The organism is Leptolyngbya iicbica LK (assembly GCF_004212215.1).
GTDB classification, from domain to species: Bacteria; Cyanobacteriota; Cyanobacteriia; order Phormidesmidales; family Phormidesmidaceae; genus Halomicronema; species Halomicronema iicbica.
Map to the genome: position 1 here is coordinate 66905 of NZ_QVFV01000011.1, position 25986 is coordinate 92890.

Below are 25986 nucleotides of genomic sequence, written 5' to 3' on the forward strand. Positions count from 1 at the left end.
CAGCCGTTCATAACGACGTGAATTCAGAGGGCAGGAGGCCAATATCTGGTAGTCATCGAGTCGCCCACTGATTGAGCCAACACCCTAGTCGTGTGGCCCTTAATCACCGTCTATCTTCCCACTTCTTGACCGTTTAGAAATCATCAGTTGCACTCCCTTGTCAGTGGTTGACCAGAACAGGAAACCATCGCAGAAGAGCCTCATCGGTTGATGGAGTTGGTTGAAAACCGATCGCTGATCGTACCTGCTACTGAAGAACGGCGCTTTTGCGTAGAAGCATGAACAGTAATCACGCAGTTACAAGCCACCGGGCAAAAACTCCGCTCACGCTAGCAGGAACAGTTTGGTCGCAGCTCATTCACAAAATTTATCGCCATCATTAAACTTTTGTTTCATAGGATTGAGAAATCCTGCCGAGTAGGAAATCCTATTAAAGAACGAGTTTTCGGATGCAGCTATGAGCGATCGCTTTCCCCTAGTTCCCCGATATCGATTAGATGATGAGCAAACCTGGCTGGTTGGGATTGATCCCCTCCGCCGCTATTGGTTGCTGGTCAATGGGGATGAAGCTAAGCCGATTATTTTGCCAGGGCTGAGCACCCACGACTTTGATCAGTTTCGGCAGGCGATTTTAGCCTTTCGAGGTTTAGTCGCTGGCGATACGTTAGAGCTGCCAACCGCTACGGGTACTGCATTAGCGATCCGATGCGCTTCGAAAAATTGTTTTGCTATCGATTTTGAAGTCAACGGCCATCCGGCGACGCATCTTTTTGACCAAGAGGCGCTGGAGTCGCTGTTGATGACCGCCCATCCTGACTGGCAATGTGCTCCCCACCATCGTGAGTTGGGCCGACAGACGTTATCGCTTTCCTGGCATCAGCCTGCAGCCAGCAAAACCGCTGCCTAGTGTTAGGAAGTTAGCAAAAAAATAACTGCCTGGCTCATGATGTGAGCTAGGTTCATGAGTCAGGGCGGCGGAAGGTGCCGAGTTTGTGTCGTGAATCCGTCTCTCAGCACTCCGTTCACCTGACGTTGCGATCTATCGCTGCATCACCGATAAGACCACTTTGGCAGTTCGAGCAGTCAGAGGGAAGATCTCAGTACGCCCCAGAAAAACACTGATTCCGTAGGCGATCGCCACAGTCCAAATCGCCTACAGAGTTCAGCTTTGACACTAGAGCGTCAAAGCTGAACTCAACATCAGTATTTAGTTATCAGTCTTGCCGACTGCACTCGAATTATCTCGCCTCCTTATACCTTGCTCTCAGACGTGCAGCGTCTTCCTTCCAGAGGGGTGAGTGGTGGTGGGTTCACAACACGCGGCGAACTTCCAGCATCGGCAGCAGATTTTGAACCTCTAGTCGGTCGTTCACTCCACACTCATCCCGGTTGGTCGGCGGCTCGCTCGGCAACACTTCGATGACGCGATCGCTTTTCGACACAGGGTTTGACTCTGATCGCAACCGAATCAACCCTAGAAATTTATAAAGAATCGGTAAAGTTAGCAGCGCTTTTTATGGGGAATTGACTAACTTTGCGCCGCAAATACTGTTGGGCGATCGCACGGCAGAAAGCGTAAGCGTCTATTGGCGAATAGTGATGAAGCTCATGGCTGCTGTCACCAGTCAATAGATCGGCCTTAAACACCTGAGCGGACCTCGTGTCCGACGGTTGGCAAGGTCAAGCCGAATGACCTGTTTGTGCCTCTCCCCATACATCCCATGCGCCTACAAAATCGTCAGCAAATTCAGAATCAAAGCGGATTTACCCTCATCGAGTTGCTTGTGGTGATTGTGATTCTCGGCGTCTTGGCCGCTTTGGCTTATCCGGCTTATAGCTCAATGGTTCGTCGGGCCCGATATGCCGAGGTCAAACAACAAATGGGGGTGATGGCCAGAGAGGTCCAGGCCTACCTGTTGGAAAATGGCAAATATCCGCCAGATACAAATGCCGGCGCGCGCCCCAATGGCATTGTGAACTGGCCAGAAACTCCGCCCATGAATGGTGAATACGATTACGACCACTGGGGCGTCGGCGGGGGCAAATGCTACGTCCAGATCGGATTTAATGGCGAAGATGGTCAGCGTAATTATCAAGTCCATCAGGTCAACGCTGAGCCGCAAAGTTTTCTCGCCTTTGAAGATGATTTGGTGCTAGGAGTTGATCTTTATGATTGCCCGATTGCTCAGGGCTCAATTCGATAACCGGGCAAGTCAGGCGCTGCCCTGGCAGATCTTTAACCATCCTGGGCCACAACAGGTCAGAGTTAGATGCCGCGCCATGCTGGCCACATTCTTAGAGTGCCTGGCCGTCAACGACCGTCCCGACTATCACCACGGCTGAGCATCCACATTCTGGTGAGAATGCCCCATGATTGGCAGCAGTCGACAGCAGTCCGGCAGATGGGCTGATAGGATGCAGGCAGCACTGTATTGGAATGGGAATAGGTGGTTATGAAACGCGCGATCGCTTTAGCGAGTTGGCTGTTGCTGATGGTGACCGTGGTGCTATCGGCGGGGCAGCCTGCACTCGCCAACGACTATCGCTCTACGGCTCCTAGCAACGCCGAGGTTTATCTCATTACGCCGCAAGACGGTGCCGTGGTGACGAGCCCATTCGCCGTCAAATTTGGCCTCAAAGAGATGGGAGTCGCCCCCGCTGGCATTGACCAAGCGGGCACGGGGCACCATCACCTGCTGATTGACTTGGCCGAATTGCCAAAGTTAGACGAAGCCCTGCCCGCGACCGATCACATCAAGCACTTTGGCGGCGGGCAAACTGAAGCGATGCTGACGCTCTCGCCGGGCGAACACACCCTGCAATTGTTGCTCGCCAACTACGTCCACGTGCCCCACGATCCGCCGGTACTCTCAGACCCGATTACGATCACCGTGAAATAGGTGACTGTAATGCCCTCAGTGCGAAGCCAGATGACTCTTGGTAGGTCAGTCTTGCGTGTGAGCACGCGATAAGCTTGGGCCATGACGAATCTCACCTGGATTGAAGGGGGCACCCGCAGCGGCAAGACGGGCCGATTGCTGGAGCATTTAACCACTGTGGCCGTTGCCTCGTCTGCGACCCTGCCGCCGGGAGCAGTTTATCTGTTATTTGCGGCCAATGGCGATACCCGCCTGACGCTCACCGATCGCCTGGCCGATGCGGTACCTGCAGCCTTGCCGATCACCACAGCGACGCCTGCTGGCTTTATTCAAAACGAGGTCACTTTATTCTGGCCAGTTTTGGTAGAAGCCCTGGATCTGAGTCCGCAGTTTCCGATGAAGCTGCGCCCCGAAAATGAGCAAGAATTGGCGACTCAACTTTGGCGGCAGGCTCTAGACGAAGGGAAGTTGGAAGTGCCCGGCTGGACGGAAACGCAAATCGTGCGGCGATCGCTCGACTTTTTGCAATTGGCAGCGGCGGGGGGCATTCCTGCGGCCGATTTGCCCACCCTGCTGGCAGACGGCATGCCCAGGGGCACCGCCACGTTGGAAGTTTGGGGCGCGATCGCTGAGGCCGTGATGCATTGGCGTGATTGGTGTCTGCGTCATGGCTTTTTAACCTATGGCATCGCCACAGAATTGTACGGGCAACATTTACTGCCCCATCCGCTTTATCAAGAGAAATTTCCGCAGCGGTTTGGCGGACTGTTTGCCGACGATTGGGATGAATATCCCGGCATTTTTGCCGATCTCTTGCGTTATGGCGATCGTTGGGGCTTGCCCACTGCCGTCACCTGGAATCCCCATGGCCAAGTCAGAGTCGGCGTCGGGGCGGATCCGGCGGCGACCTTTGACTTGCGAGCGATCGCCACTGTGGAAATCTTGCCTGACACAGCCCCCGATGCCCTGGCGGCCACTTGGGCGACCGCCGTGGTTGAAACGGTACTAAACCCCGTCGCGACGCCCCAACCAGTTGAAGCGGTCAACCTGATTCAAGCCACTTCACGGGGAGAACTGCTACGCCAAACTGCCGAAGCGATCGCCCATACCATTCACCATGAGGCGGTGCCCCCCGGAGAGATTGCGGTGATTGGCCCCGGTTTTGACGCGATCGCCCGCTATACCCTGGCCGAAATCTTACAAAAGCAAGGCATTCCAGTCGCGTCGCTCAACGACCAGCGCCCCCTAGTGAGTACGCCCTTAGTGCGATCGGTGTTGACCTTACTGCCCTTTGTTTATCCCGGTTTAGGAAGACACTTAACCACCGACGCCGTCGCCGAAATGCTGGTGGTGCTCAGCCAATCGCCCACGGGCAACCCTCAGCGCTCTTGGTTTGAGCGCGTGCAAATTGATCCCGTACGGGCCGAGCTCATCGTGGATCACTGCTTTCAGCCCGATCCCGAACAGCCACAACTGTTAGACGTGACCGAATTTCCTCGATGGGATCGCCTCGGCTATCAAGCCACCGATGCCTACAACGCCATTCGCCAGTGGATTGCGCAGCAGCAGCAAGCCCGCCAGCAGCGGCTGATCACCAGTCCCGTCAACCTGATTGATCGGGCCATTCAAGAGTTTCTCTGGCGGGGCAACTATCTCCCCTATGACCAACTCGCCGCCCTCCGCGAACTGATGGAAACCGCCCAACATTTTTGGGAAGTGCAAGGACGACTCCGCCAACGCCAGCAGCTCAGTGGTGACAGCTTAGAGACATCGCGATCGCCCGTGGCGCGATTTTTGCAGTTACTCCAGCAGGGCATTGTGACGGCTAATCCCTACCCCGTCAGGTCGCTAGAGCCCGACCAACAGGGCGTTACCCTATCCACCGTCTTTCAATATCGATCGCAGCGCTTGCAGCACCGTCGACAGTATTGGCTCGATGCGAGCTCACCCCGCTGGCTCACCGGCACCGATGAGCTATTTGGCTATGCCGCTTTTCTGCAAGATTGGAACGGCCAACCAATGACCGTCGACTTTGTCGAGCACAGCCATGAAGCCCGCCTTGAGCGAATTTTGCGAGACTTACTCGGTCGAACCACTGAGCGGGTCATCCTCTGCCACAGCGACCTAGCGGTGAACGGTCAGGAGCAGACTGGGCCACTGTTAGCCTTAGTTGACCTAGCTGAGCCGTTATCCCTCGATTAAGCTTGGCAGCGATTCGCCCAAGCGACGCTGCGCGATCGCAGCCACTTCTCTCAGGAGCCCCCTTCAACAACGCCATGCAACAAGTTTCAAGCTGGCCACCCATTACCGCAACCAGCGCTAGACCCAATGAGTCAAACTGATGTGGCATCAACCGGCACTTGCCCCGCCAACACTTTACAGTCGCCCGTCTTCGCCCTTGTTCATGGGCGATCGCCAGCGCCACACCCCAAAATCCCGACTTGGTCAGCGATTCGCGGAGAGGCTTATCGAAGGTTTAGATTTGCTTTACAATCTGTCCAATACTTCCGTGGTGTCAGCCTCGCTTCGTCTCCATCCATCCAGTAGAGAAAAATAACCGTTATGAGTATCGGATATCTCGCCCTTGTTCTGCACGCCCACTTACCATTTGTGCGCCACCCAGAAAGCGACTTCGTACTGGAAGAGGAGTGGCTGTTTGAGGCCATCACCGAGACTTACGTGCCGCTCATCACCATGTTTGAGGGCCTCAAGCGGGATGGCGTTGACTTCAAGCTGACCATGAGCATGACGCCGCCGCTGGTGTCGATGTTACGCGACCCGCTGCTGCAAGACCGCTATGACGAGCACCTCAGCAAGCTCGAAGAACTGATCGAGATGGAAGTGGAGCGTAACGAGCATAACGGTCACCTGCGCTACTTGGCCGAGCACTACGCTGAAGAATTTAGCCACGTTCGTGAAATCTGGGAAAAGTACGATCGCGATCTCATCAAAGCTTTCAAGCAATACCAGGACAGCAATAACTTAGAAATCATCACCTGCGGCGCGACCCATGGTTATCTGCCGCTGATGAAGATGTATCCCGAAGCGGTGTGGGCGCAAGTGAAAGTGGCCGTGGAGAGCTACGCCGAGCACTTCGATCGCCCCCCCAACGGCATTTGGCTGCCAGAATGCGCTTACTACGAAGGTGTCGAGCGGATGCTGGCCGATGCTGGCCTACGCTACTTCTTAACCGACGGTCACGGTATTTTGTACGCGCGTCCTCGACCTCGGTTTGGCTCCTATGCGCCGATTTACACGGAAACTGGGGTGGCAGCTTTTGGGCGCGATCATGAATCCTCACAGCAGGTGTGGTCATCCCAAGTGGGTTATCCTGGCGCGGCAGAATATCGCGAGTTTTACCGTGACCTGGGCTGGGATGCCGAGTATGAATATATCAAGCCCTATGTGATGCCCAACGGCCAGCGCAAAAATGTGGGCATCAAGTATCACAAGATCACGGGTAAGGGACTCGGCTTATCTGATAAGGATTGGTACGACCCCTACTGGGCACGGGAAAAAGCAGCCGAGCACGCCGCCAACTTCATGTTCAACAGAGAGCGACAGGTCGAGCATTTGCACGGCATCATGCAGCGTCCTCCGGTCATTGTGTCGCCCTACGACGCCGAGCTGTTTGGTCACTGGTGGTACGAGGGGCCGTGGTTCCTCGACTATCTCTTCCGCAAGACCTGGTTTGACCAGGGCACTTACGAGATGACGCACCTGGCCGATTATCTGCGCGATAATCCCACTCAGCAGGTGGCGAAGCCCTCCCAGTCCAGTTGGGGCTATAAGGGCTTCCATGAATACTGGCTCAATGAAACGAATTCCTGGATTTATCCCCACTTGCATAAAGCGGCGGAACGGATGATTGATCTGGCTAAGCGGGAACCGGCGGATGACCTGGAATGGCGGGCTCTGAACCAAGCGGCACGAGAACTCCTGCTGGCGCAATCGTCGGACTGGGCCTTCATCATGCGGACGGGGACGATGGTGCCCTATGCCGTGCGGCGGACGCGATCTCACCTCTCTCGCTTTACCAAGCTCTGGGAAGACATTAATGAGGGCAAAGTCGATTCAGGCTGGCTGGTGAAGTTAGAAGCGATCGACAATATCTTCCCCAATATCAATTACCGCGTTTATCGATCGCTCTAAATGCCTCGACTGGAAGGAAAACCCGGTGATTCAAAAACCTCTAGACCGCACTGAGAGGGGATTGCTGATCGCATCCTTAGTTGTTGGGGTTGGGCATTGCTCAACCCATAAAGCTCCTTGCCGAGTCTGGAGAGGTTCTTTCAGCGCATCGCCCTCAGCTCATAGGGCATTGTCAGTGAACTATCTCTGCGCGCCATAAGCGAGAAAGCGGTTGATCGCCTCCAGGCGATTTTTCCAGGTGCCCAGTCGATACTCAGGGGTCGTAGTGATATCTAGGGTGAGCCCAGCCCCAATACTCCTTTGCAGCGCTTGAACCTGTAGTTGCACAGCCGCCGCTGTGGCCGCGTCGGGGTTGTTGGCCAAGGCATCTAGACTCGCGCCGACGGCGTTCACCTCCATCACCCAGCGTTCTGCCAGACGCGGTTGCAGGGTGATGAGCCCATTGGTCAACAGCCAATTCCATTCCCGTTGCAGCGCTTGGTAGCGTTCTGAGGCAGTAGCGTAGGGAGTTTTTTGCGGGATGAGACTTTCGTGTTGCCCCTGAGTGGTGTTGAGAATGCCTTGCAGGCGGCGATCGAGGTTATCAGTGGCAAAGAGGGCATACCCTGTAGCGGGCATATCCCGCAGGGTCTGCAATTGGTCAATCATGACGGGCACCGGCATATTCAACAGGCGCAGTCCCGGAATCACCAGTGTCGAATCATAACTCTGGTCCACCACCCACGGCGTAATCAATTCAGAAAAGCGGTTGGCGTCTTGGGCATAACTCATCAGCACGATCCAATCGACGAGTCCCTCTTCGGCCCAGGTATTCCAGTCTTGTTGGATTTTGAGCAGGCGCTCTTCCTCCGACATGGCAAAAACGGCCACCGAGAGGGTGATGTCGGGACGCTCGCGGCGCACCAACTCCGAGGTTTCGGCGACAAAGCTGGTAACTTGCTCAATGCGAAAGTCATTCCAGGCTTGCCAGAGATCATGGAGGCGATCGCGCTCTCCCCGAGGCAGCCAGGGATCTACCAGGGGAGTGAGATAGATCGGGTCAACCCCGGTTTGGCGGCGAAAGGCCTGGCGGGCAGCGGTGCCATAGCCGTAGGTGCGCTCATCCGATGGATCTTGAAACGGATAGCGAATGTAATCGAGTTGCAGGCCATCCACATCGTAGTTGGTGATGATCTCCGCCTCTAGCCGCAACAAATAATCCCGCAGTTCCCGATTAGCGGGGTCGTAAAACGGTTTGGTCTGCCCCAGGGGAATCGGGCTCCCGGCTTGGTCATAGCCTACCCAATCAGGGTTGGCGGTCAGCGACGGCCCCAAGAACTCATCCGATTGCGCCAGAATCGCATTGTGTCGTAAGTTGCCCGCCGCAAAGATCCAGAGCCAGGCATGCAGATCCATATTGCGCTCATGGGCCAGTTCCACCGCATCAGCGAGGGGATCCCACCCTTGGGTCAGAGGATTTTGCTGCGGGGCGACCTGACTGGGATAAATCGGGAAGCCTGCGTTCAGCGTTTCGAGAAAGACGGTGTTAATGCCCGCCGTTTGCATGTTGTCGAAGAGCCGGGCCAAGCCAGCGCGGGAACCAGCCCGCACAATGCTGCCGCGATCGAGCCACATGGCCCGAATTTCGGTTTGGGCAAAGGGACGATCGAGGGGAAATTCGTCCCACAGGGCATCGCGCACGTCGAGCCAGCGGCGACGGGCCTCACCATAGGCTTCGGTAGCGAGCAAATCGGGCCAGTCTTGCTTGAGCTGGCTGGCGGCTTCGAGGGCGGGAGTGCTGACGACGGCGAGCTCAGTACTCGCAGGGCGTGATTTATTTTCAGTTGTGGCAACCGATTCCCCCGCTTCGGGCAGGCGCACCTCGACCGGCTGGCTCGCAGCGTTGGCGGCAAAGAGGGCACTCTCGTAGCGCCCCACCAGGCTATCGAGTTCCTTTTCCATACGGATGCCGAAAAAGTAAGAAATTGGGGCATCGCCAGGACGCACGAGGAGCCCCGGTGGGGCAATCTGGTCGGCAGGGTCGCGAGACTCACCGTTTAAATCGCGAGACGGAAAATCGGGCAGCGTGGCGGGGTCAAGATCTTGGGGAATGCCGAGGCGAGTGCGGTTTTGAGCGATCGTGCGATCGCTGAACCAAGGAGCCGTCATTGCTGCGGATGGCGACTCTGGAGGCGTCATGGCACTCCTCGCCGGAACTGCATTGACCAGCAGCCAGCTTATGACCACCCCAGACAGACACCACCCGCCCAATTTTGCCAACTTACGCATAGATTCAGCGCCTCTTAACAGCCATTTCCGTCGGTCAACCTAGCTAGCCACGTGCGATCGTTCAGGAACAATTTTTCTCATCACATTTAATCGCTAATTCACCAAATGAGACGACACAGTCGCTAAAGAATTTGCTGTTTTTATTTACAGACGATCAGAGCGATTCCCCGACAAATCTCGGCGATTGTCTGGAAATCGCTGTCAAATACCGTATTCCAGGGGTCAGGTCCCTTTGGGTAAGCCCAGTAAAACGCCTCGATGAACTCACAAGGGACCTGACCCCTGGGTAGTTCATTGAGCTGACCGCTGAGCAACTCATTTGCCCCGATGGGTCATATCGATCCACACCCAGGCGTTGAGGCAGCCCAGAACAACTCCGGCAAAGAGCAACATTAGCGTCCAAGAATATTGGCTGGGCCAATTGTGATCGATCCACACCCCGATCGCAATGCCAATGAGCGTGGGTAAGGCCACCGACCACCCCACCACGCCAAACACGCTCAGACCATAGAAGGGGTGCTGTTTTTCGCGCTGGGCTCGACGGCGACGTTGGAGCTGGCGGTGTAACCGTAGTCGAAACTCGGCTTGATGAGCGTCAGGCTTTTGGCGCGGCGGGGGCTTTTGAGATTGAGGGTCAGAACTCACGATGGGCCCTCCCGATATTCATCATGCCGCGCATAAAACTTACCTCTAGCCGCGTCAATGCCGTTTGAGTTTGTTTTTGGCGCTCATTCAACGCCCGAAATTCGTGATCGATAATGTGTTCCAGTTGCTCCAGATCGTCGCTCTGTACTGCTTGCAGCACCGATACCCACACTTGCTCGGCCTGCTTGACCAAAAGCCCCGTATCAATCGCCACAAATCGGGTCTCCTCGGGCTCCTGATAGTAGAGAATGCCGGGCACGAGGACGGTGACACAATCTATATGGTTGGGGCACACCACAAACCGCCCCTGCTCGGCATCGGCTCCGAGACGGCTGGCGCACGTTGTGAGCAGCACTCGATGGGGCAAGAGAATGGTCAGGGCAAAGGTATCAGCCATGGGCTACGTCTCCGCCAGCGAGACATCGGTCGATGGATCACCCACGACAGCTGCGGCTGCGGCGCCCCTTGAGGACGATCGCTCAGCCTCGTCCACTGCCCCAATCATGTAGAGCGTCTGTTCAGCGTAGTGGGCAAATTCATCATTCAAGATGCGATCGCACCCGTCTAGCACTTGTTCCAGCGACACTCGCTTACCCGCTTTGCCCGTGAACTGTTCCGTACTGAAAAATGGCTGAGTCAGGAAACGCTCCAGCCGCCGCGCCCGCCGCACCGTTTTGCGATCGCGCTCTGATAATTCTTCAAGTCCCAGCATGGCGATGATGTCTTTCAGATCGGCGTAGGCTGCTAAAGTACTGCGAACGGCGCGAGCAGTCTGGTAATGGCGATCGCCCACAATCTGCGGCGACAGCATTTTGGAGTTGGATTGCAGCGGATCTAGCGCCGGGTACAGTCCCTCACTCGCCCGCTTGCGAGACAGCACAATTGACGCTGATAGATGCCCAAAGGTATGCACTGCTGCGGGATCAGTAAAATCATCCGCAGGCACATACACTGCCTGCACCGAGGTAATCGCCCCGGTTCCCGTATTGGTAATGCGTTCCTGAAATTGCGAGAGTTCGGTGCCCAAAGTTGGCTGGTAGCCTACCCGCGACGGCAATCGCCCCATCAGGCCCGACACCTCTTGCCCCGCTTGAATGAAGCGAAACACATTGTCAATCAGCAACAACACGTCGCGCTGGGCGTCGTCACGAAAATATTCCGCCATGGTCAGCGCCGCATGACCAACGCGAAAACGGGCCCCTGGCGGCTCGTTCATCTGGCCAAACAGCATCACCGTATTTTCCAGAACCCCCGCGTCTTGCATCTCCTGGTACAGCTCCTCGGCCTCGCGGTTGCGCTCTCCAATGCCACAAAACAGACTGATGCCCTCATGCTGGCTCACCATGTTGTGAATCATCTCGGTAATCAGCACGGTCTTGCCGACGCCAGCCCCGCCAAACAGTCCCGCTTTGCCGCCCCGTTCTAGCGGTGCCAGCAGATCGATCGCTTTAATACCCGTCGTGAGAATTTCGGCCTGAGTGGACTGGCGCGTAATCGGCGGCGGTGCTTGGTGGATGGAGCGCCACTCGCCCCCGGTCACCGGGTCTTTGCCATCGATCGCCTGGCCAAATACGTCAAAGACTCGCCCTAAGAGGCGATCGCCCACGGGCACAGTGATGGGCTGCCCCGTATTAATCACTTGGCGTCCCCGTGCCAAACCCGAAGTGGGGGTCAACGCCATACACCGGACAACGTGCTCATCGACTTGACTCACCACCTCCAGAATGACCGGCGGCTCGCCCGGCACTTCCAGCCGGGTGTTCAACTCTGGCAACCCCTCGGCAAAGCAGACATCCACGACGCTGCTCCGCAGGGCAAGCACTCGCCCCGGTGCAAACTGATCAGCCGTTGTCAGGATGGCAGTCATCGTTCGCTCCTGGTCGTTGGTGGAGTCGTCGAACGGAACATAGGCGATCGCTCCAGCGTGACGGCCCCACATACTCCTATGATGACGCCGCCTTGCCTCAAGCAGGCAGATCCCACACCAAAGTTAAGAGGCACCCGGTCCCTGACGGGTAACTCGATAACCAACTGTTAGACCGCAGGGACCGGGTGCCTAGCGCGATCGATTGGGCCTATTTTCCAAAGCCAGATGTCTTTCTTTAAGACACATCACAGACTTCTATGGTTCGCAAACGATTTGAGCGATCTCGAACCGCAAAATGCCCAGTCCAACCGTTAGGATGGAAAGCGTGTCATTGAAACGTGAAGAGAGCATCGTGGCGGTAAAACCAGAGTGGCTTCGGGTCAAGGCTCCGCAATGGGAGCGAGTCGGCAACGTCAAATCCTTGCTGCGCGATTTGCAGCTCAACACAGTCTGCGAAGAAGCATCCTGTCCCAACATTGGCGAATGCTTCAACGCGGGAACTGCCACCTTTTTGATCATGGGGCCAGCCTGCACCCGCGCCTGCCCCTATTGCGATATTGACTTTGAGAAAAAGCCCCAGGCACTTGACCCGACGGAACCCTGGCGCTTGGCCGAAGCCGTGAAGCGCATGGGCCTCAACCATGTGGTGATCACCGCCGTGAACCGCGATGATTTGCCCGATGGCGGCGCGTCTCAGTTTGTCCGCTGCATCGAAGAAGTACGCAAGTTATCCCCCAAGACGACCATCGAAGTCTTGATTCCTGACCTGTGCGGCAACTGGGATGCGCTGGCCGACATTCTAAAAGCGAAGCCCGAAGTCCTGAATCACAATACGGAAACGGTGCCACGTCTGTATCGGCGGGTACGGCCCCAGGCCAACTACGACCAGTCGCTAGAGCTGTTGCGGCGCACGCGGGAACTGGCCCCGTGGGTTTACACCAAATCAGGCATTATGGTCGGCTTGGGTGAAACCGATGAAGAAGTGCGGCAGACGATGGCCGATTTGCGACGGGTCGATTGCGATATCTTGACCATCGGCCAATATCTGCAACCCAGCGACAAGCACCTGCAGCTACAAGATTTCATTACGCCCGAGCAGTTTGATGCGTGGCGCGTCATCGGCGAAGAGATGGGCTTTTTGCAGGTGGTGTCGTCGCCCCTTACTCGGAGCTCTTACCACGCCGAGCAGGTGCAGACTTTGATGGCGCAATATCCTCGAACGGTTCCTGTGTGAGGGCATAGCCGTTTACTGGGTCAACGCGATACACCTTGTCAAAGTTGTTGAAATTGATGGCGCGACGGCCATCCCGCGTCCACCCCAACACGTCCTTGAAACGAAAATTCCACAATACCTCGTCCGCCACGAATGAGTGACGAGCGTGGATTGTTTGCGACAGATTTTCGTCAATGCCAGTAATGATCACGATGATTTCGGCGTGGTCTCGGCGCAGCGATTCCGGCGTGGCGCCATAGAGAGGACTCTTTTCGTTGATCGGATGCAGTGCCGTCCAGGTTAAGGCAAAGAGCGGTGTGTGCGATCGGATCAACTCCAGATCGTAAAAACGACGAAAGAGGTCGCCTTCTTTGGTGAACTCGTCGCGCACTAACGTCACCCACAGTTGCGCTTCTAAAATTCGGTTGCGGCGCTTGTTGGCGGTGCGAAACATCAGGCACGGGGCACCGTTGAAGGGGGCAATCAGCGCGTAATGACTGAACAGGATGCGGGCGGTGGGCACCGAAAAGCGAGCAAAGATCATCCCCGTGGCCATCGCGATGAACAATAGCCCGATGAAGGATTCGGCCACAACAAGGAAGTTGGCGTAGTCGGTTTGGGGATACATCGCCCCGTACCCGATGGAGGCCATGGTTTGCACGCTAAAGAAAAACGCATCCAAAAAGGAGTTGGGATCGGCGTTGGCGATCGCATCTCCCCCCAGCAAATAGGCCACTGCAAAAGCCGCATTGACCAACAAATAGGCCATCAACAAAACCGCCACAAACCCCGGCCAAGAAATGGTTTGCAGGAGATGGTAAAGATCGCGCCAGGGGGAATGGGGATCGCCCAACCGAATAATGTCGGGAAATTCACCATCACGCTTGACGATACGCTGCGGGGTCGGGCGGGAATAAGGATTATCCATGAGTCTCTCTGGATGACACCACTGCGAAACGGTGACGCACTCGCCCCTGTGATGGGGGAATTTCAAAGAAATCCGGCGCTGCACTTCACAACGTCGGACAACTCGCGATACACCTAGTTACTGCCTGCAAGCACGCAGGCTGACTGAGCACCCTCCCAGTGTACAAAGCAACCCTGTGAATTGTGAGGAGCGCACCGATACCAAACAGAGTAACGATCAGGGAAAAGTGGTCAGCCCGATAAACAGCCTTGCCAGTCACCACAGTGGTGAGTGTTTATGGCGCTATTAGAGTAACGGCATCTCCAGTGCAAATTTTGCCGGGTTGCAACACCCGCGCATAGACGCGACTGCTGCCGGGATGGTGTTTTTGGCTGATGCGACTGTAGCGCTTGTCGGCAAACCAGCGCATATTTTTGCGGCAGGGCGTCGTGTAGCTGGCGATTTCCAACACCACATCATGGCCCAGCTGCAACTGCGAGTCCGGCCTGATTTGCGACCAGTCGAGACCAGTGATGGTGACGTTTTCTCCGGCATATCCAGGGGCGAGGTTATGGCCTTCTTGCTGCAAAGCTTCAATCACTTCCAGCGCCCACAGACAGACGGCCTTTTCGGGACCACCGTGAATGTCGGGATTGCTGTGGCGATCGCCCACCAACCCCGTCGTCACCACTTCGGCTTCCGGCACCGCTGTTTTGGGCACCCCGCCCTGCGAAAGACTAATTTGCACAATTCGCCCGATCATCCATTTCCCTCACGAAAATTAAGTTCCCCCAGCTACTTTCACACTCACTAGATCTAGCGTGCGATCGTGAAGCTCCCGAACTCCCCATTAGCGCTGCCGTAGGTGATATCCACCTGCTTGACTTGCGCCGCTGGCGGTCCCTGTTTCGCCCAATCCAGCAACTCAGCCACCACCGGAGACGGTCCCTCAGCCACAATCTCGACGGTGCCGTCCGGCAAGTTTTTGACGTAGCCGGTGAGGCCCAACCGCACTGCCTCATTTTGGGTGTGATATCGAAAGCCGACGCCTTGCACAAGGCCTTGGACGATCAGGTGAACTCTGTCCATGCTGCAATCAATGATCTCTGCCGTGAATACCGTAGCTTAGTTCGTGGGCCAAGCCGTCTAAAACGATAGGAAAGGCAAGAATGATCGGCAAGGGTCTCAGGGGCGGTCGTGAACTGCCCCTGAGACCCAGGTGCATAGGGCAACGCCAACCACTCAGGCGTTGTGATCGGCCTTAGCTGGCGATCGCGGTGGATTCGACAGAATTAATGGCAAACTCCAGGTCATTGAAGTCCGCATCAACCCAGTCTTCAAAGGTCCACACGTTGCCGTCGCGCTGGATCATGGTCATACCCATCGCCGCATCGCCAATGGTTGCCAGATTATGCAGGTCGCCATCGATGATGAGCGCTGGCGCATAGTAGAAACCGCCTTCCAGGGTGATGGTGGTGTTCCGGGTACTCAGGTTCTCAACAAAGAGCTGCGGCATGGCTAGCAGGTTGTGCCGTACCGCGTCTTCATAGCCTGCTTCACCCGGATTGATGCCGTTCACAGCGCCCCGGACGTCAGTGACATAAAACTGCAGCAAATTGTCGAATGCAGCTTCACGCTGGAGGCTGACATTTGCCGTGATGTTGCCGTCAATCCCTGTCAAGTCAAGGATTTCGGCAATTACATCCTCGCCACCATCGTCAGTACCACCATTGTCAGTACCGCCGTTGTCCGTGTCAGTATCGGTATCGTCATCATCGGTGCCGTCATGCTCGCCGCCAGTACTGCCGTTATCAGTGCCAGTATCGCCATTGTCGGTGTCGTCATTGTCGTCATCGCCCCCGTTACCGCCGTTGTCTGGGTCGGTGTCGTTATTGTCGTCATCGGGGCTGCTCAAGTTCAGCCCAACGATGAGGGGATCGTGGTCAGAGGAGCGGAAGGGATTGGCTCCGAACAGGTCATCGACTTGCGCGTCCGGTTTGAAGTTGGTGTTGTAGTCAAACGCGGAGGCTTCATCGGCATTGATATGCCATTCGGCGGCATCGACGACCTGAGCCGCGAGGGAAGCATTAGCAAGGGCGTAATCCAAAGCGCCAAAGGCTTGGACTTGTGGGCTGGTATCCAGATCCAGGGGGAAGCCAAAGGAGTAACTGTTTTCCCCTGGCGACAGGAAGGCTGCCACCATGTTGGCGTAGCCTTCACCCAGCAGATATTGGATGGGATCTTCCATGCCATAGGCGTTGAGGTCGCCCAGAATCAGGAAGTCGTTGTCGCCGGAGCCGGTGGGGTCGGTGTCTAGCCAGGCATCGATCGCGATCGCGGCTTGCAGGCGAGCTTCGTTGTTATTGCCCGTCCCATCGCCCGTCCCGGCGTTGTTGCCGAAGGGACTGATGGAGCCCTTGGACTTGAAATGGTTGTTGACCGCTGTGAAGGTTTCCCCAGTCGCCAACTCTTCAAACGTGACGGCGATCGGGTTGCGGCTAGTGCCAGAGCCATCAAACACGGAGTTACCCGAATCAACGCCGAGCCCTGCCAGGTCGCTATCAGAAAGGACTTCGACCGTTGTGCCCTCAGCAATGCCGACCGTATTCGCGTTGTAAATGAAGCCCACCGCGATCGCATCCGTCCCCACATAGTCCATACCGGGATCCACGTACTGATAGTTCGCCCCCGGAATCGCCGCATTCAGGGCATCGACCAGAAAGCCGATCGCAAACTCACCGTCGCCATTGACATCGCCAAACTCATTTTCGAGTTCGACTAGACCAAAGACATCCGCTTCAATTGCCGCCAGCGCCGCGACCAGCTTTGCCACCTGGCGATCGAATTCAAACTGATTATCTGCCCCTCGGGGAGAAAGACCCTCCGGCCCAGACGTTAATCCTTCATCGCCTAGCGAAGTAAAAAAGTTGAGGACGTTGAAGGATGCAACCTTGAGGTTGCCGCCAACTTCGGGAGCCTCGGTCAGACGAGGATTACTGTTGACAAACTCCACCGTCTCAACCGGGTTGATGCGATAGATTTCGTCCCCAGAGCCGCCGGAACCACGACTAAACCGCACGACCCCAGTCAGGTCAGTGACCGTGTCGCCCACATTCAAATCGTCATTCGCATCCAGCTGCCCCACAATATCTCCTGGTTCGGCGGGAATCTCGAACGGAATCACTGCGGGATTTTGCACGGTACTGCCGTCGTCCAAAATCACAGTGTTGCGCACGCCCAGGTCTTGGTAAGCCTGGAACCCAGAGACACTGGGAGCGTTAACTTGGGTGAAGGTTTCCAACCGGCCATCGGCGTGGAGGCCGATATCGCCAAAGCGGCCCAGGGTGAACAAGTCCGACACGGTCAATTCCTGAGGAATCGTGACCAACATGCCTTCATAGGCTTCCAGATCGGCAATCAGGGCACCGTCGCTGTTGGTCACCGTATTCGCGACCGGGAAGGTCACTGTGGCCGGAGTCACCAGTCCGCTGTTGTCGCCGTTGTCGAGCACTTCGACGGTCACGCCGGAGAGTTGCGTTTCGCCGAAGAACTCCGTGACCGTACCGGTGACCCGAACGCGATCGCCCACGTTCACATCCACGACTGGGCTATTGCCGTCGAAAATAAACAGTCCTTCCGAGGTGGCCGCATCCCCGTCGGCGTCGGTATCTTCTTCTTGCACAAAGAAGCCGTTGAAATCACCGTTCGTGCCCGCGCCGCCATCTTGGAAGTCTCCCACTACAACGGCTTCAACCGTGACCGGGCTGCCGTCGAGCGGACTGACCGCACCATTCCCTTGAATTGCGCTAATGAGAGTTAGGGGCGCATCGCCGCTGCTGTTGTCGCCGCCATTGTTATCGGTGCCAGCGGTGGGGGTGGTGTTAGCGCCCGCTGGGCTAAAGGCATCTACAATCTGGAAATCGCCGCCATCAGGCGATCGCGTAACAGCAGAAGGATAGAAACTGCCGTCGGGGCCGAGGACTGGTGCACCGTAGAAAAAGGTACCGCTATTGCTATCTTGCAGAGCCACCGCATCGACCACGGCTTCGGCACCGGAGACCCCATCGCCAGCAATAGTCGCCGTTTCGACCAGGGCAATGGTGGAGCTGCTGTTCTCAAAGAAATTCGTGGGAAATTCCGTGTCGGGCATCACCCCCAGGGCCGTCGCCACCAGGCTGTTGCCAACTAGATAAAAGCCGTTGTCACCAATCACAGCATCGTCAGGGAGATCAAAGCGGTTGTCGATGCTGCCCGCGCCAGTGCCGCCCTCAATATTGAGAATGCTCAGCCCCGCAAGCGATGTGCCCGGTGTGCCAAAGATCTCGATGAACTCAACGTCAGCTCCCGTCGTGCTGACCAGCACCTCATTGATCACTGGGCCAGTGGTCTCGTCATCGTCACCACCCACACCAGAGTCATCGCTCGCGTCGGTCACGGTGAAGGCCGATGTCGAGAAGATTTGGCGATCGCTGTTACTGCCAGTCCAGTTGGTGCGATCGCTAATCGCCGCCAACAACTCAGCTTTTGTCCCTGATGTGGGGCCAACATAAATGGCGTTATCAATTTCATCCAACGCCACAGCAGTTGCGCCATCCAGCAGGCCAGCAGGCAGCGCAGAAGTGTTGGAGCTTGTCGCATCGGCTTGCCAAACCCCAGCCCCTTCACTGTTCAGCGCGTAGATGAAGGTGGGACTGTTAGCATCCCCCTGGTAAGCCAAGAGTTGGTCACCACTAGTCGAGAACGCTACGCCACTCACCGTCGGAGTCACGAGGGTGCCAGCCGCCAAGTTTTCGGTCGCTTGCCAAGTAAAGCTCCCTTCATTGGCGCGAAAACCGCCAGCCGCTAGCCAGCCATTGTCCGTAAAGGTGATCTGAGTCCCCGCTTCGATGTCCACAAGGAGGACAAACGCAAGCTCATCTGGGTTATCAAAATTAAAGCCTGTGATAGCAATATCGCCAGCAGAAAGTGTCGTAGCCATTCGATTATTGACTCCTGAGAAAACTATCTAGTTAAGTTACTAAATCAGAGTCGCGGGCTCATTGAAGCAGCGAAAAGCAGAGCTTAATTTGAGCCGCGATCGCATCAAACTCGAAACAAAAAAGGATGGAAACACACGTGAAAAACGTACCATTAAAAACTTTATTAACCCGTGTTATCCACGCAACATATAGTGTAAAGATTGCATGAATTATTCACACAAATAAGTTTCTTTATTTTGTAGGGTTGAGGTGCATCCTATTTTTATTGTCTTACCTCAGCCCTAAAAAAACTTTATCAATCAGGAAAAACGAAAAAGTCTTGAAATCGTTCATTAGCCTTAGATTCAGAGACTTTCAGGGTTTACTCTACAGTTGATCTACGTTGCCAGAAATCCTGATCATCAGGGCTTCAATAGCCTCGACTGGATGCATGTTACTTTTTCAAATTGCCCCATCCCCTAACCGCCTATCCCAAAACTGGGATAAAGGAGGACCGGAAAACTTCTTCTCCCAAAACTGGGTGAGGGCGATTAAACTGAGATGCATTCGCCTCAGATCATCTCACAAAATATACAAAAACTCTCAAATAAATCGACGAGTAAATGTTAGGAGCCTGCACTGAAAATATCATCTTAAATAAGCGCTGGATAGCTGTCTTCTCTATAAGATAAGGATTTTTTGCTGATGACATCAGGAGGAGAACTAGCTCCCCCTGATGTGCAGCTTCATCAAAGCTAATGAGGAAGCAAGCCAAAACGCCTGCTTCACTCATTTTCTAGCGACAACTAAGCAACCGCTGGGGTGATGTCAACAGAATTAATGGCAAACTCCAGGTCATTGAAGTCCGCATCAACCCAGTCTTCAAAGGTCCACACGTTGCCATCGCGTTTGATCATGGTCATGCCCATGGCCGCATCGCCAATGGTCGCCAGATTGTGCAGGTCGCCATCGATGATGAGCGCTGGCGCATAGTAAGCACCGCCCGCCAGCGTGATGGTGGTATCCTTCGAAGTCAGATTTTCAACAAAGAGCTGCGGCATGGCTAGCAGGTTGTGCCGGACGGCATCTTCATAGCCCGCTTCACCGGGGTTGATGCCGTTCACTGCGCCCTGGGCATCAGTGACGTAGAACTGCAGCAGGTTGTCGAACGCCGCTTCACGCATGAGGCTGACGTTGGCCGTGATGTTGCCATCGATGCCCGTCAGGTCGAGGATTTCGGCCACTGGCTCCGCTGGATCAACGGGTTCAACCGGCTTTTCAGGCGGGTTGAATTCAAAGAGGCTGGTGGTGCCGCTGATTTCGTTCGAAACCGCCAGCAGCGCTTCGCCCGTGGGGCTGTCTGCCGCCGCAATGAAGGTCAAACCTTCAGGGCCGAGGTCGCCCACTGCGGGGTTTGTGCTGCCATCTCCTAACTGTGCATCAACAGTGAAGTCGCGGTTGTTGATGTACTGCACGAATTCAGCATTAGTCGGATCCGTGATGTCGTACACCATGACGCCGCCGATCCGCTCTAGGCCGATAAAGGCATAGATGCTGCCATCGACTTCACCAATCACGACACCTTCGGGCTCGGGGCCTTTGGCATCGCTGCGGCTGTCAAACGAGCCGTTTTCGTCGTTGGTAGAGTTGAAGAAGTCGGGGAACAGGCTGGCGGTAATCTGCTCGAACTGGTCGCCACTGTCGAAAATGACGTTGCCGGCGGTATCAAAGATGGTGAAGGAGCGGGCACCGTAGGCGTACAGCGCGTCATAGTCACCGTCGCCATCGATATCGCCATCGATGGTGGAAACCTCTAAACGACCCAGGACTTCATCGGCTTGCAGTTCGGCCGCATTGGGGAAAGCGACCGGATCAAGCACCAGGTCAGCTACACGAGCATCTTCGTCGCGGGCGTCGCCTTCGTTAGCGGTGACCACGTAAGTCATGCCACCGACTTCGTAGCTGGCGATCGCATCGGGCATGTACATGCCAAACACGGGGTAGTTTTGGATGTTGATGGCATCATCGCGATCGCTGGCATCGATGCCGTTGCCCGGCAAGCTGTAGTCTTTGTAGCCCAGGCCGACCACATCGGTAACTTGCTTCGTCGCCAGGTCAATGACGGCAAAGGCATTGTTCTCTTGCAAGCTGACGAAGGCTTGGGTGCCATCGGGAGAGACGGTGATGTATTCCGGCTCAGCATCTTTGGAGAAGTCAATACCGGGGAAGATACGGACCCCCTCAGCCCGGAGCGCGTCTTCCTGACCGTCGAAGGCTTTGAAGTCAGCCGTTGCCACCGTGGCGCTGGCCACACCGCTGGAAATATCAATGATGCTGACGGAACCTTCGGGGTTCACACCATCATCGGGTTCGCCTTCGTTAGCCACTAACACTTTGGAGCCGTCAGGGGTAAAGGTCACCATATCGGGCAGCGCCCCGACTTCCACTTCGTTCAAGAAGTTGCCATCCGCATCAAAGAACACCACCTTGCCGTTATCGGTCACGGTTTCATTCTCAATGGCGACGGCAACGATGCCGTTTTTGACGGCAACACTGTTGGCCCCCGCCCCAAACTGAGTCGCGTCGATCTGGTTGATCAGGGTGGGATTACTGGGGTCGCTGACATCGAGAATGTCGATGGTCACCGCGTTGGAGTTGACCACAAACAGGCGATCGCTGTCAGGGTCGAAAGCATTAATTTCAGCGGCCCCTTCGTCAAAGGCTCCCGTTTCGTAGGTGCCTAGCAGCGACAGACCCACTGCTGGTTCGGTCGGCTCTGTCGGCGTATCGCCACTGCCGCCGCCGAGCACGGTGTCTTCCCGAAAAGCCAGGTTTTGCAAGCGAGTATCAGCCTCGCGATCGGTCTCAGCCTGGTCAAACGGCGCACCACCGTTATCCGGATTGAAGTTGTCGAATAGGTATTCAGCCAGCGCATCTTGCTCGGAACCATCGGGCGCGAAGGTGGCATCTCCCGTGCGGGGCGCATCTTCGTCTAGCGCCAAGTCGACAAAGTTGCTGCCAAAATCTTGGAAGGGATAGCCATCCCCACCCCCGGCCAAGAAGCCCAGGGTCACGATTTTCACGGTCGCGTCAGCATCGCCCACCAGTTCGCCATTCTCAACCAGAATGTCGATGATGTTGCCATCTTCATCTTTGATCGCGGCAGACTGAATGCGATCGCCCTCTGGCGCGGTCAAGTCAAAGCTAAACTCAATACCGCTCACTTGAGGGAAACGGCCCTGAGTATTGCTGTCATCCAAGCTGCTCGCGGCAACACCATGCTCTAGCACAGCCACTAACCCAGCGCGGGTGATATCCAACACGGTCAAGCCGTTGTTAAAGCGCAGACTGTTCGCGATGTCAGTTTCCGAGATGCCACCATCGGGCTTCACACCAGGAATACCTTCGTTGGGGAGCTCAACGGCCTCACCCGTGCCCCCTGCCGGCACGACCACCTGGCCAATATCATCACGGATGCCGCCGCCGTTCTTGATGGAAACCAAGACGTTTTCGCCCGTGATCTCTTTCGCGATCGCCAGATTGGCATCAGCGGTCAAGTTGCCCAGATTCGTTTCCTGAGTGCGGACGCTGCCGCGCAGCCCGTCGAGGTAAACGTTACTCACCCCAAAGACATTGCTCTCTTTCGCCACAATGACGCCTTCCAGGGCATCGACGATCGCCTGAATCTCCGGGTCAATCAGCCCCTCTGCGCCCAGCGCCGCGACGCCTTCAGCATCGGTGCGGTAGGCCCCACTCACAGCGGGATCATAGCTTTCCGGAATGATGACCCCGTTATCGTCAAAGTCAATGACCAACCGCCCTACATACTTGTAGTTGCCATCGGTGTTGACCACGGCCACGGGCTTACCATCCGCACTGGTCTGGATGATGGGATAAACGCCCTGACTGGTATCACCATCGCGCGGGGTGTCGTCGCTATCAAATAAACGAGTGTTGGAACCCCCGGCCACGATGATGTCAACATCGGTGAGCCGCTCAGCCAGCGCTTGCTCAATCGCAATCTGCTGCATGTGTGACAGCAAGACCACCTTATTCACATCAGGATTCGCCGCTAACAGCGCATCCACGTCAGCCTGAATTTCGGCGGCCAACGCATCCAACTGTTCCGGAGTCGGCGCACCACCAAAGTCAGCAGGGGCAATGGTGACATCCCCAGGGCTAGAAATCACATCAATGGTGGGGGTCGTGGCTCCGACGACGCCAATTTTTTCGCCATTCACATCAATCACCGTGCTGGCGGCGATGGTGTTAGGCGCTGGGGCCACCGCATCGGTCCCGACGAAACCCGCCAAATTGGCATCCGTACTGAAATCTAAATTGGCACTGAGGTAAGGGAAGGCTGTCCCCGCAAACGCTTCGTTGATATCGGGCGTCTCCGGATCGTCAGGAGTGCCGCCAATCAGGCTAGCCAGCAGGCCTGTTCCTAAGTCAAATTCATGGTTGCCAAACGCGATCGCCTCAAAGCCCAACTCGTTTTGAATGAGGATATCGGCAATTCCCGCAGTGCCATAAATGTCGCTAGAAGCGGTAAAAAACAACCCCGGAATGATGGCATCGCCAGAAGACAGCACTAGAGTATTGTCATCAATGCCGTCGCCACCCAGGTCTTGGGCCTTCAGAGCATTCAAAACAGCAGAAAAGTTTGGCGCATCGACTAGAGCCGGAATCCCCGCCTCTTGGTCAGCCGCATGTAACAGTTCGAGCGTATAAGCCATAAATTCCTCTCGGAAGTAAAAATTAGACAGCACGACAAGTTGGGCCAGCCCACGGGCTGACACCGACTCAAATCCGTTCAACGAACCAAAATCAATGCTTGTGCTGGATTAACGCGGCCCTGACCCGCAGCTCTAACCCCGGCCTTTCGGAAAACTCAGCGAGCTCAAGCAAACCAGGCATTGCTGATATCACCGGGTTAAACAGGTGGGAGAGGCCCGATCAACTGTCCAACCAGATTGAGGTTCAGTCACACGCCATCCAATTGTGTTCACCAGTAACTTTCCCAGACGAAAGTAAAGGGACGGTAATGCTAGTTTTAAGCCTTCGTATAATCACGGAGGGTTTATCAGTGCTTGATAACAACTTGGCCAACTTCATCTCTCCTTCATAAAGTTGGCCCTTGTGATGTTGAGGAAATCTTGGAAAGCAGGCGAGAGACCGATTAGTCCACCGAAATTCTCGGCAAGAGCATCTTGCCGATTCGTTACGGATACAACCACTTGAGTGCCGAAAAATACGTCGCTCCCTCGAGGCAAGGTTAAGCCCTGACTAAAGTCGGCGCGCAAGTGTGGGGTATTGAAGCAGCCCGCGATCGCCCTCACAACAGGTGATGGAGATCGCCATCGCCCTCTCATCGCAGTCTGTGAACTGACGAACAGACGTTAGCGCTAACGGATGAGACTTGAATGAGTTGGCATCGCCGTCTCAGCTGTCCCAAAGGCCAGGAACTTGCCTGTCCTAAACAATTTGGGTGTGATTGAAACTTCATCCCTGAAGAGTCATTACTCCGGCTCATCTGGCGCGGGCGCCGACTCCAATGGTGCGAGCTCCTGACCGTTTTGCGGTAGTTGTTGTAGCCGATCTTCAAACGTGGGGTCGTCACTGCCTGGCGTTAGTGGATCAACACCAGAAGGAAAGGGGCTGGGATTGAGCAGATCATCCTGTTGGGGGTCAGTTTGGCCCGGCAGTGGTGATTCCAAGCCCGGCACTGGCGATGCGTCCAACGATTCGCCCGGCAGGGTCGCCAACGCTACGCGATCGCCCCCCACCTCACGCAACAAATCCAATACCTGAATCACGTCTTCATACCGAGCATCGCGGGAGGCATACAGCACGATCAGCCCCTCGGGCGACACCTGTTGGTGCTGCAACAGCACGTCGTACAACAGATTCAGCGTCACTGGCTGCTGATCGAGATACACCTGACCGATCGCATCCACACTGACATATAGCCGCTCTCGCTGCAGCGCCTGGGAGCCAATGCCCTGGGGCGGCAACGGATTGCCCGTATTCGCACTCGGCAAATCGAGATCGATCGCCTGCTGACGGGTCAGTCCCACCGCCGCGAGAATAAAGAACGTCAAAATACAAAAGATAATGTCGATGAGCGGAATAATCTCAATCCGCACGTCTTCATTGGGCGCATCTAAAAAATTAATTTTCATCGGACTGAGCCACCTCCGCAGGCTGAGCTTGCTGACCCTCGGGCGATCGCGCTTTGACCGACCAAGCTTGGCGATACAGCAACTCTAGCTCACTGCCCGACTGCCGAAAGACCCTCGCCTGGCCGAACACAAATCCTTGAAATAAGCGATAAAACGCCAGGCTGACGATCGCAATCACCAAGCCCGCAGCTGTACTAATCAGGGCCTCACCGATCCCGAGTACGGTGCCGCTGGTGCTGTCACTCGCCAAATCGGATAGATCGATCGACCCCAGCGAATTGATCAGGCCGAAAACAGTCCCCAGCAGGCCAATCATCGGTGATAGCGCAATCACCGCTTCGAGAATTTTTTCCCCCTTACGCATCACTGTCAGTTCCTCGTCCGCCGACGTTTCCAACGCGAGGCGAAAAACCTCGGGGTCAGGAGACTCTAATGACAACGGCGCGTACAAAAAGCGGCCCATGGGTAGCTTATTAGCGCGTTGGGCAATCTCAGTAGCGGCTGACCACTCCCGCCGAGCCGCCTCCAACACCCGCCCAGCCACTTCGCGCTCTTTGGTCAAAATGCGCGACCAAAACCAGATCCGGTCAATGATGGTGCCCAGTGACAGAACCGACAAAAATAACAGTGGCCACATGGCTAAGCCGCCACGGGCAAACAGTTCCGCAATATTCACACAGCACCTCCTCACTCGTACCGTTGACACTCTGGGGCAATTCTAGTGTCTGGGAAATTGCCCGATGGGCGATCGCACTTACCAGAGACACTCCCCCATCTAGGGCATTCCAATTCTAGAGAGTCATGCGACATTTATAAGAGTTGCAGCAAAAAAATGCGGCAGATTCATCCTTTCGACCCAATAAATTCCGCCTCCAGACCTTGTTTTCCAACCCTAACGCTAAGCTTTTCCTGCAT

Annotated in this window: 18 protein-coding genes; 6 read left to right on the forward strand and 12 right to left on the reverse strand. The window is 55.6% G+C overall.

Annotation, left to right across the window (positions count from 1 at the left end; all coding sequences use genetic code 11):
• The first annotated feature begins 457 nt into the window (after positions 1-457).
• Positions 458-907 carry a hypothetical protein gene (locus tag DYY88_RS22855; RefSeq protein ID WP_039728803.1) on the forward strand — a complete coding sequence of 150 codons (450 nt, stop codon included), beginning with the start codon at positions 458-460 and terminating at the stop codon, positions 905-907.
• A 403-nt stretch (positions 908-1310) separates the two neighbouring features.
• On the opposite strand, the gene DYY88_RS24980 is transcribed toward DYY88_RS22855, so the two are convergent.
• Positions 1311-1442 carry a hypothetical protein gene (locus DYY88_RS24980; RefSeq protein WP_302849264.1) on the reverse strand — a complete coding sequence of 44 codons (132 nt, stop codon included), beginning with the start codon at positions 1440-1442 and terminating at the stop codon, positions 1311-1313.
• Between the two features lie 279 nt (positions 1443-1721).
• Between DYY88_RS24980 and DYY88_RS22860 the strand changes: the two genes are divergently transcribed.
• The 4 genes from DYY88_RS22860 (at position 1722) to DYY88_RS22875 (ending at position 7031) form a co-directional block, all read left to right on the forward strand.
• A complete protein-coding gene (locus DYY88_RS22860) occupies positions 1722-2204 on the forward strand; it encodes a type II secretion system protein (RefSeq protein WP_044151392.1) in 483 nt (160 codons plus the stop codon).
• A 249-nt stretch (positions 2205-2453) separates the two neighbouring features.
• A complete protein-coding gene (locus DYY88_RS22865; protein ID WP_039728806.1) occupies positions 2454-2900 on the forward strand; it encodes a DUF4399 domain-containing protein in 447 nt (148 codons plus the stop codon).
• A gap of 81 nt (positions 2901-2981) precedes the next feature.
• Positions 2982-5081 carry a hypothetical protein gene (locus DYY88_RS22870; RefSeq protein WP_039728807.1) on the forward strand — a complete coding sequence of 700 codons (2100 nt, stop codon included), beginning with the start codon at positions 2982-2984 and terminating at the stop codon, positions 5079-5081.
• Positions 5082-5441: 360 nt separating this feature from the next.
• The gene (locus tag DYY88_RS22875) at positions 5442-7031 is read left to right on the forward strand and encodes a glycoside hydrolase family 57 protein (protein WP_039728809.1); all 1590 of its coding nucleotides are present in this window, start codon (positions 5442-5444) and stop codon (positions 7029-7031) included.
• 180 nt (positions 7032-7211) lie between these two features.
• Here the strand turns inward: DYY88_RS22875 and DYY88_RS22880 are convergent, their stop codons facing one another.
• The 4 genes from DYY88_RS22880 to atpD form a co-directional block, all read right to left on the reverse strand.
• Positions 7212-9209 (reverse strand): glycoside hydrolase family 10-like protein, encoded by a 1998-nt coding sequence (locus tag DYY88_RS22880; protein ID WP_165390138.1) that lies wholly within the window; start codon positions 9207-9209, stop codon positions 7212-7214.
• A 405-nt stretch (positions 9210-9614) separates the two neighbouring features.
• The gene (locus DYY88_RS22885; RefSeq protein ID WP_039728810.1) at positions 9615-9944 is read right to left on the reverse strand and encodes an AtpZ/AtpI family protein; all 330 of its coding nucleotides are present in this window, start codon (positions 9942-9944) and stop codon (positions 9615-9617) included.
• Positions 9934-10341, reverse strand: a complete 408-nt coding sequence (locus DYY88_RS22890) for a hypothetical protein (protein ID WP_039728811.1) — start codon at positions 10339-10341, stop codon at positions 9934-9936. Before DYY88_RS22890 ends, DYY88_RS22885 begins: the two co-directional genes overlap by 11 nt.
• Positions 10342-10344: 3 nt before the next feature.
• The gene (atpD, locus tag DYY88_RS22895) at positions 10345-11811 is read right to left on the reverse strand and encodes a F0F1 ATP synthase subunit beta (RefSeq protein WP_044151717.1); all 1467 of its coding nucleotides are present in this window, start codon (positions 11809-11811) and stop codon (positions 10345-10347) included.
• A gap of 325 nt (positions 11812-12136) precedes the next feature.
• Here atpD and lipA point away from each other — a divergent pair, with 325 nt between their 5' ends.
• The gene (lipA, locus tag DYY88_RS22900; RefSeq protein WP_437438595.1) at positions 12137-13045 is read left to right on the forward strand and encodes a lipoyl synthase; all 909 of its coding nucleotides are present in this window, start codon (positions 12137-12139) and stop codon (positions 13043-13045) included.
• Here lipA and DYY88_RS22905 read toward each other — a convergent pair.
• From DYY88_RS22905 to DYY88_RS22940, 7 genes are all read right to left on the reverse strand, one after another.
• On the reverse strand, positions 12972-13952 hold the full coding sequence (locus DYY88_RS22905) for an ion channel (protein WP_044151393.1): 981 nt from the start codon (positions 13950-13952) through the stop codon (positions 12972-12974). The genes lipA and DYY88_RS22905 overlap by 74 nt on opposite strands.
• A 274-nt stretch (positions 13953-14226) precedes the next feature.
• On the reverse strand, positions 14227-14694 hold the full coding sequence (locus DYY88_RS22910; protein WP_039728813.1) for an MOSC domain-containing protein: 468 nt from the start codon (positions 14692-14694) through the stop codon (positions 14227-14229).
• Positions 14695-14747: 53 nt separating this feature from the next.
• Complete coding sequence (gene yccX, locus DYY88_RS22915) at positions 14748-15020, reverse strand: acylphosphatase (RefSeq protein ID WP_039728814.1); 273 nt, start codon at positions 15018-15020, stop codon at positions 14748-14750.
• Positions 15021-15192: 172 nt separating this feature from the next.
• Positions 15193-18909 carry an ExeM/NucH family extracellular endonuclease gene (locus tag DYY88_RS24790; RefSeq protein WP_052288625.1) on the reverse strand — a complete coding sequence of 1239 codons (3717 nt, stop codon included), beginning with the start codon at positions 18907-18909 and terminating at the stop codon, positions 15193-15195.
• A 786-nt stretch (positions 18910-19695) separates the two neighbouring features.
• On the reverse strand, positions 19696-23625 hold the full coding sequence (locus DYY88_RS22930; protein WP_084607261.1) for a choice-of-anchor I family protein: 3930 nt from the start codon (positions 23623-23625) through the stop codon (positions 19696-19698).
• A 783-nt stretch (positions 23626-24408) separates the two neighbouring features.
• Complete coding sequence (locus DYY88_RS22935; RefSeq protein ID WP_052288627.1) at positions 24409-25071, reverse strand: ExbD/TolR family protein; 663 nt, start codon at positions 25069-25071, stop codon at positions 24409-24411.
• On the reverse strand, positions 25061-25747 hold the full coding sequence (locus tag DYY88_RS22940; protein WP_039728820.1) for a MotA/TolQ/ExbB proton channel family protein: 687 nt from the start codon (positions 25745-25747) through the stop codon (positions 25061-25063). The genes DYY88_RS22935 and DYY88_RS22940 overlap by 11 nt, the downstream gene beginning before the upstream one ends.
• Positions 25748-25986: the final 239 nt, after the last annotated feature.

Bases quoted from the DNA above. Each gene is read 5' to 3' on its own strand.
- DYY88_RS22855 (WP_039728803.1), top strand. From the start codon at position 458: ATGAGCGATCGCTTTCCCCTAGTTCCCCGATATCGATTAGATGATGAG.
- DYY88_RS22860 (WP_044151392.1), top strand. From the start codon at position 1,722: ATGCGCCTACAAAATCGTCAGCAAATTCAGAATCAAAGCGGATTTACC.
- DYY88_RS22865 (WP_039728806.1), top strand. From the start codon at position 2,454: ATGAAACGCGCGATCGCTTTAGCGAGTTGGCTGTTGCTGATGGTGACC.
- DYY88_RS22870 (WP_039728807.1), top strand. From the start codon at position 2,982: ATGACGAATCTCACCTGGATTGAAGGGGGCACCCGCAGCGGCAAGACG.
- DYY88_RS22875 (WP_039728809.1), top strand. From the start codon at position 5,442: ATGAGTATCGGATATCTCGCCCTTGTTCTGCACGCCCACTTACCATTT.
- DYY88_RS22880 (WP_165390138.1), bottom strand. From the start codon at position 9,209: ATGACGCCTCCAGAGTCGCCATCCGCAGCAATGACGGCTCCTTGGTTC.
- DYY88_RS22890 (WP_039728811.1), bottom strand. From the start codon at position 10,341: ATGGCTGATACCTTTGCCCTGACCATTCTCTTGCCCCATCGAGTGCTG.
- atpD (WP_044151717.1), bottom strand. From the start codon at position 11,811: ATGACTGCCATCCTGACAACGGCTGATCAGTTTGCACCGGGGCGAGTG.
- DYY88_RS22905 (WP_044151393.1), bottom strand. From the start codon at position 13,952: ATGGATAATCCTTATTCCCGCCCGACCCCGCAGCGTATCGTCAAGCGT.
- DYY88_RS22910 (WP_039728813.1), bottom strand. From the start codon at position 14,694: ATGATCGGGCGAATTGTGCAAATTAGTCTTTCGCAGGGCGGGGTGCCC.
- yccX (WP_039728814.1), bottom strand. From the start codon at position 15,020: ATGGACAGAGTTCACCTGATCGTCCAAGGCCTTGTGCAAGGCGTCGGC.
- DYY88_RS24790 (WP_052288625.1), bottom strand. From the start codon at position 18,909: ATGGCTACGACACTTTCTGCTGGCGATATTGCTATCACAGGCTTTAAT.
- DYY88_RS22930 (WP_084607261.1), bottom strand. From the start codon at position 23,625: ATGGCTTATACGCTCGAACTGTTACATGCGGCTGACCAAGAGGCGGGG.
- DYY88_RS22935 (WP_052288627.1), bottom strand. From the start codon at position 25,071: ATGAAAATTAATTTTTTAGATGCGCCCAATGAAGACGTGCGGATTGAG.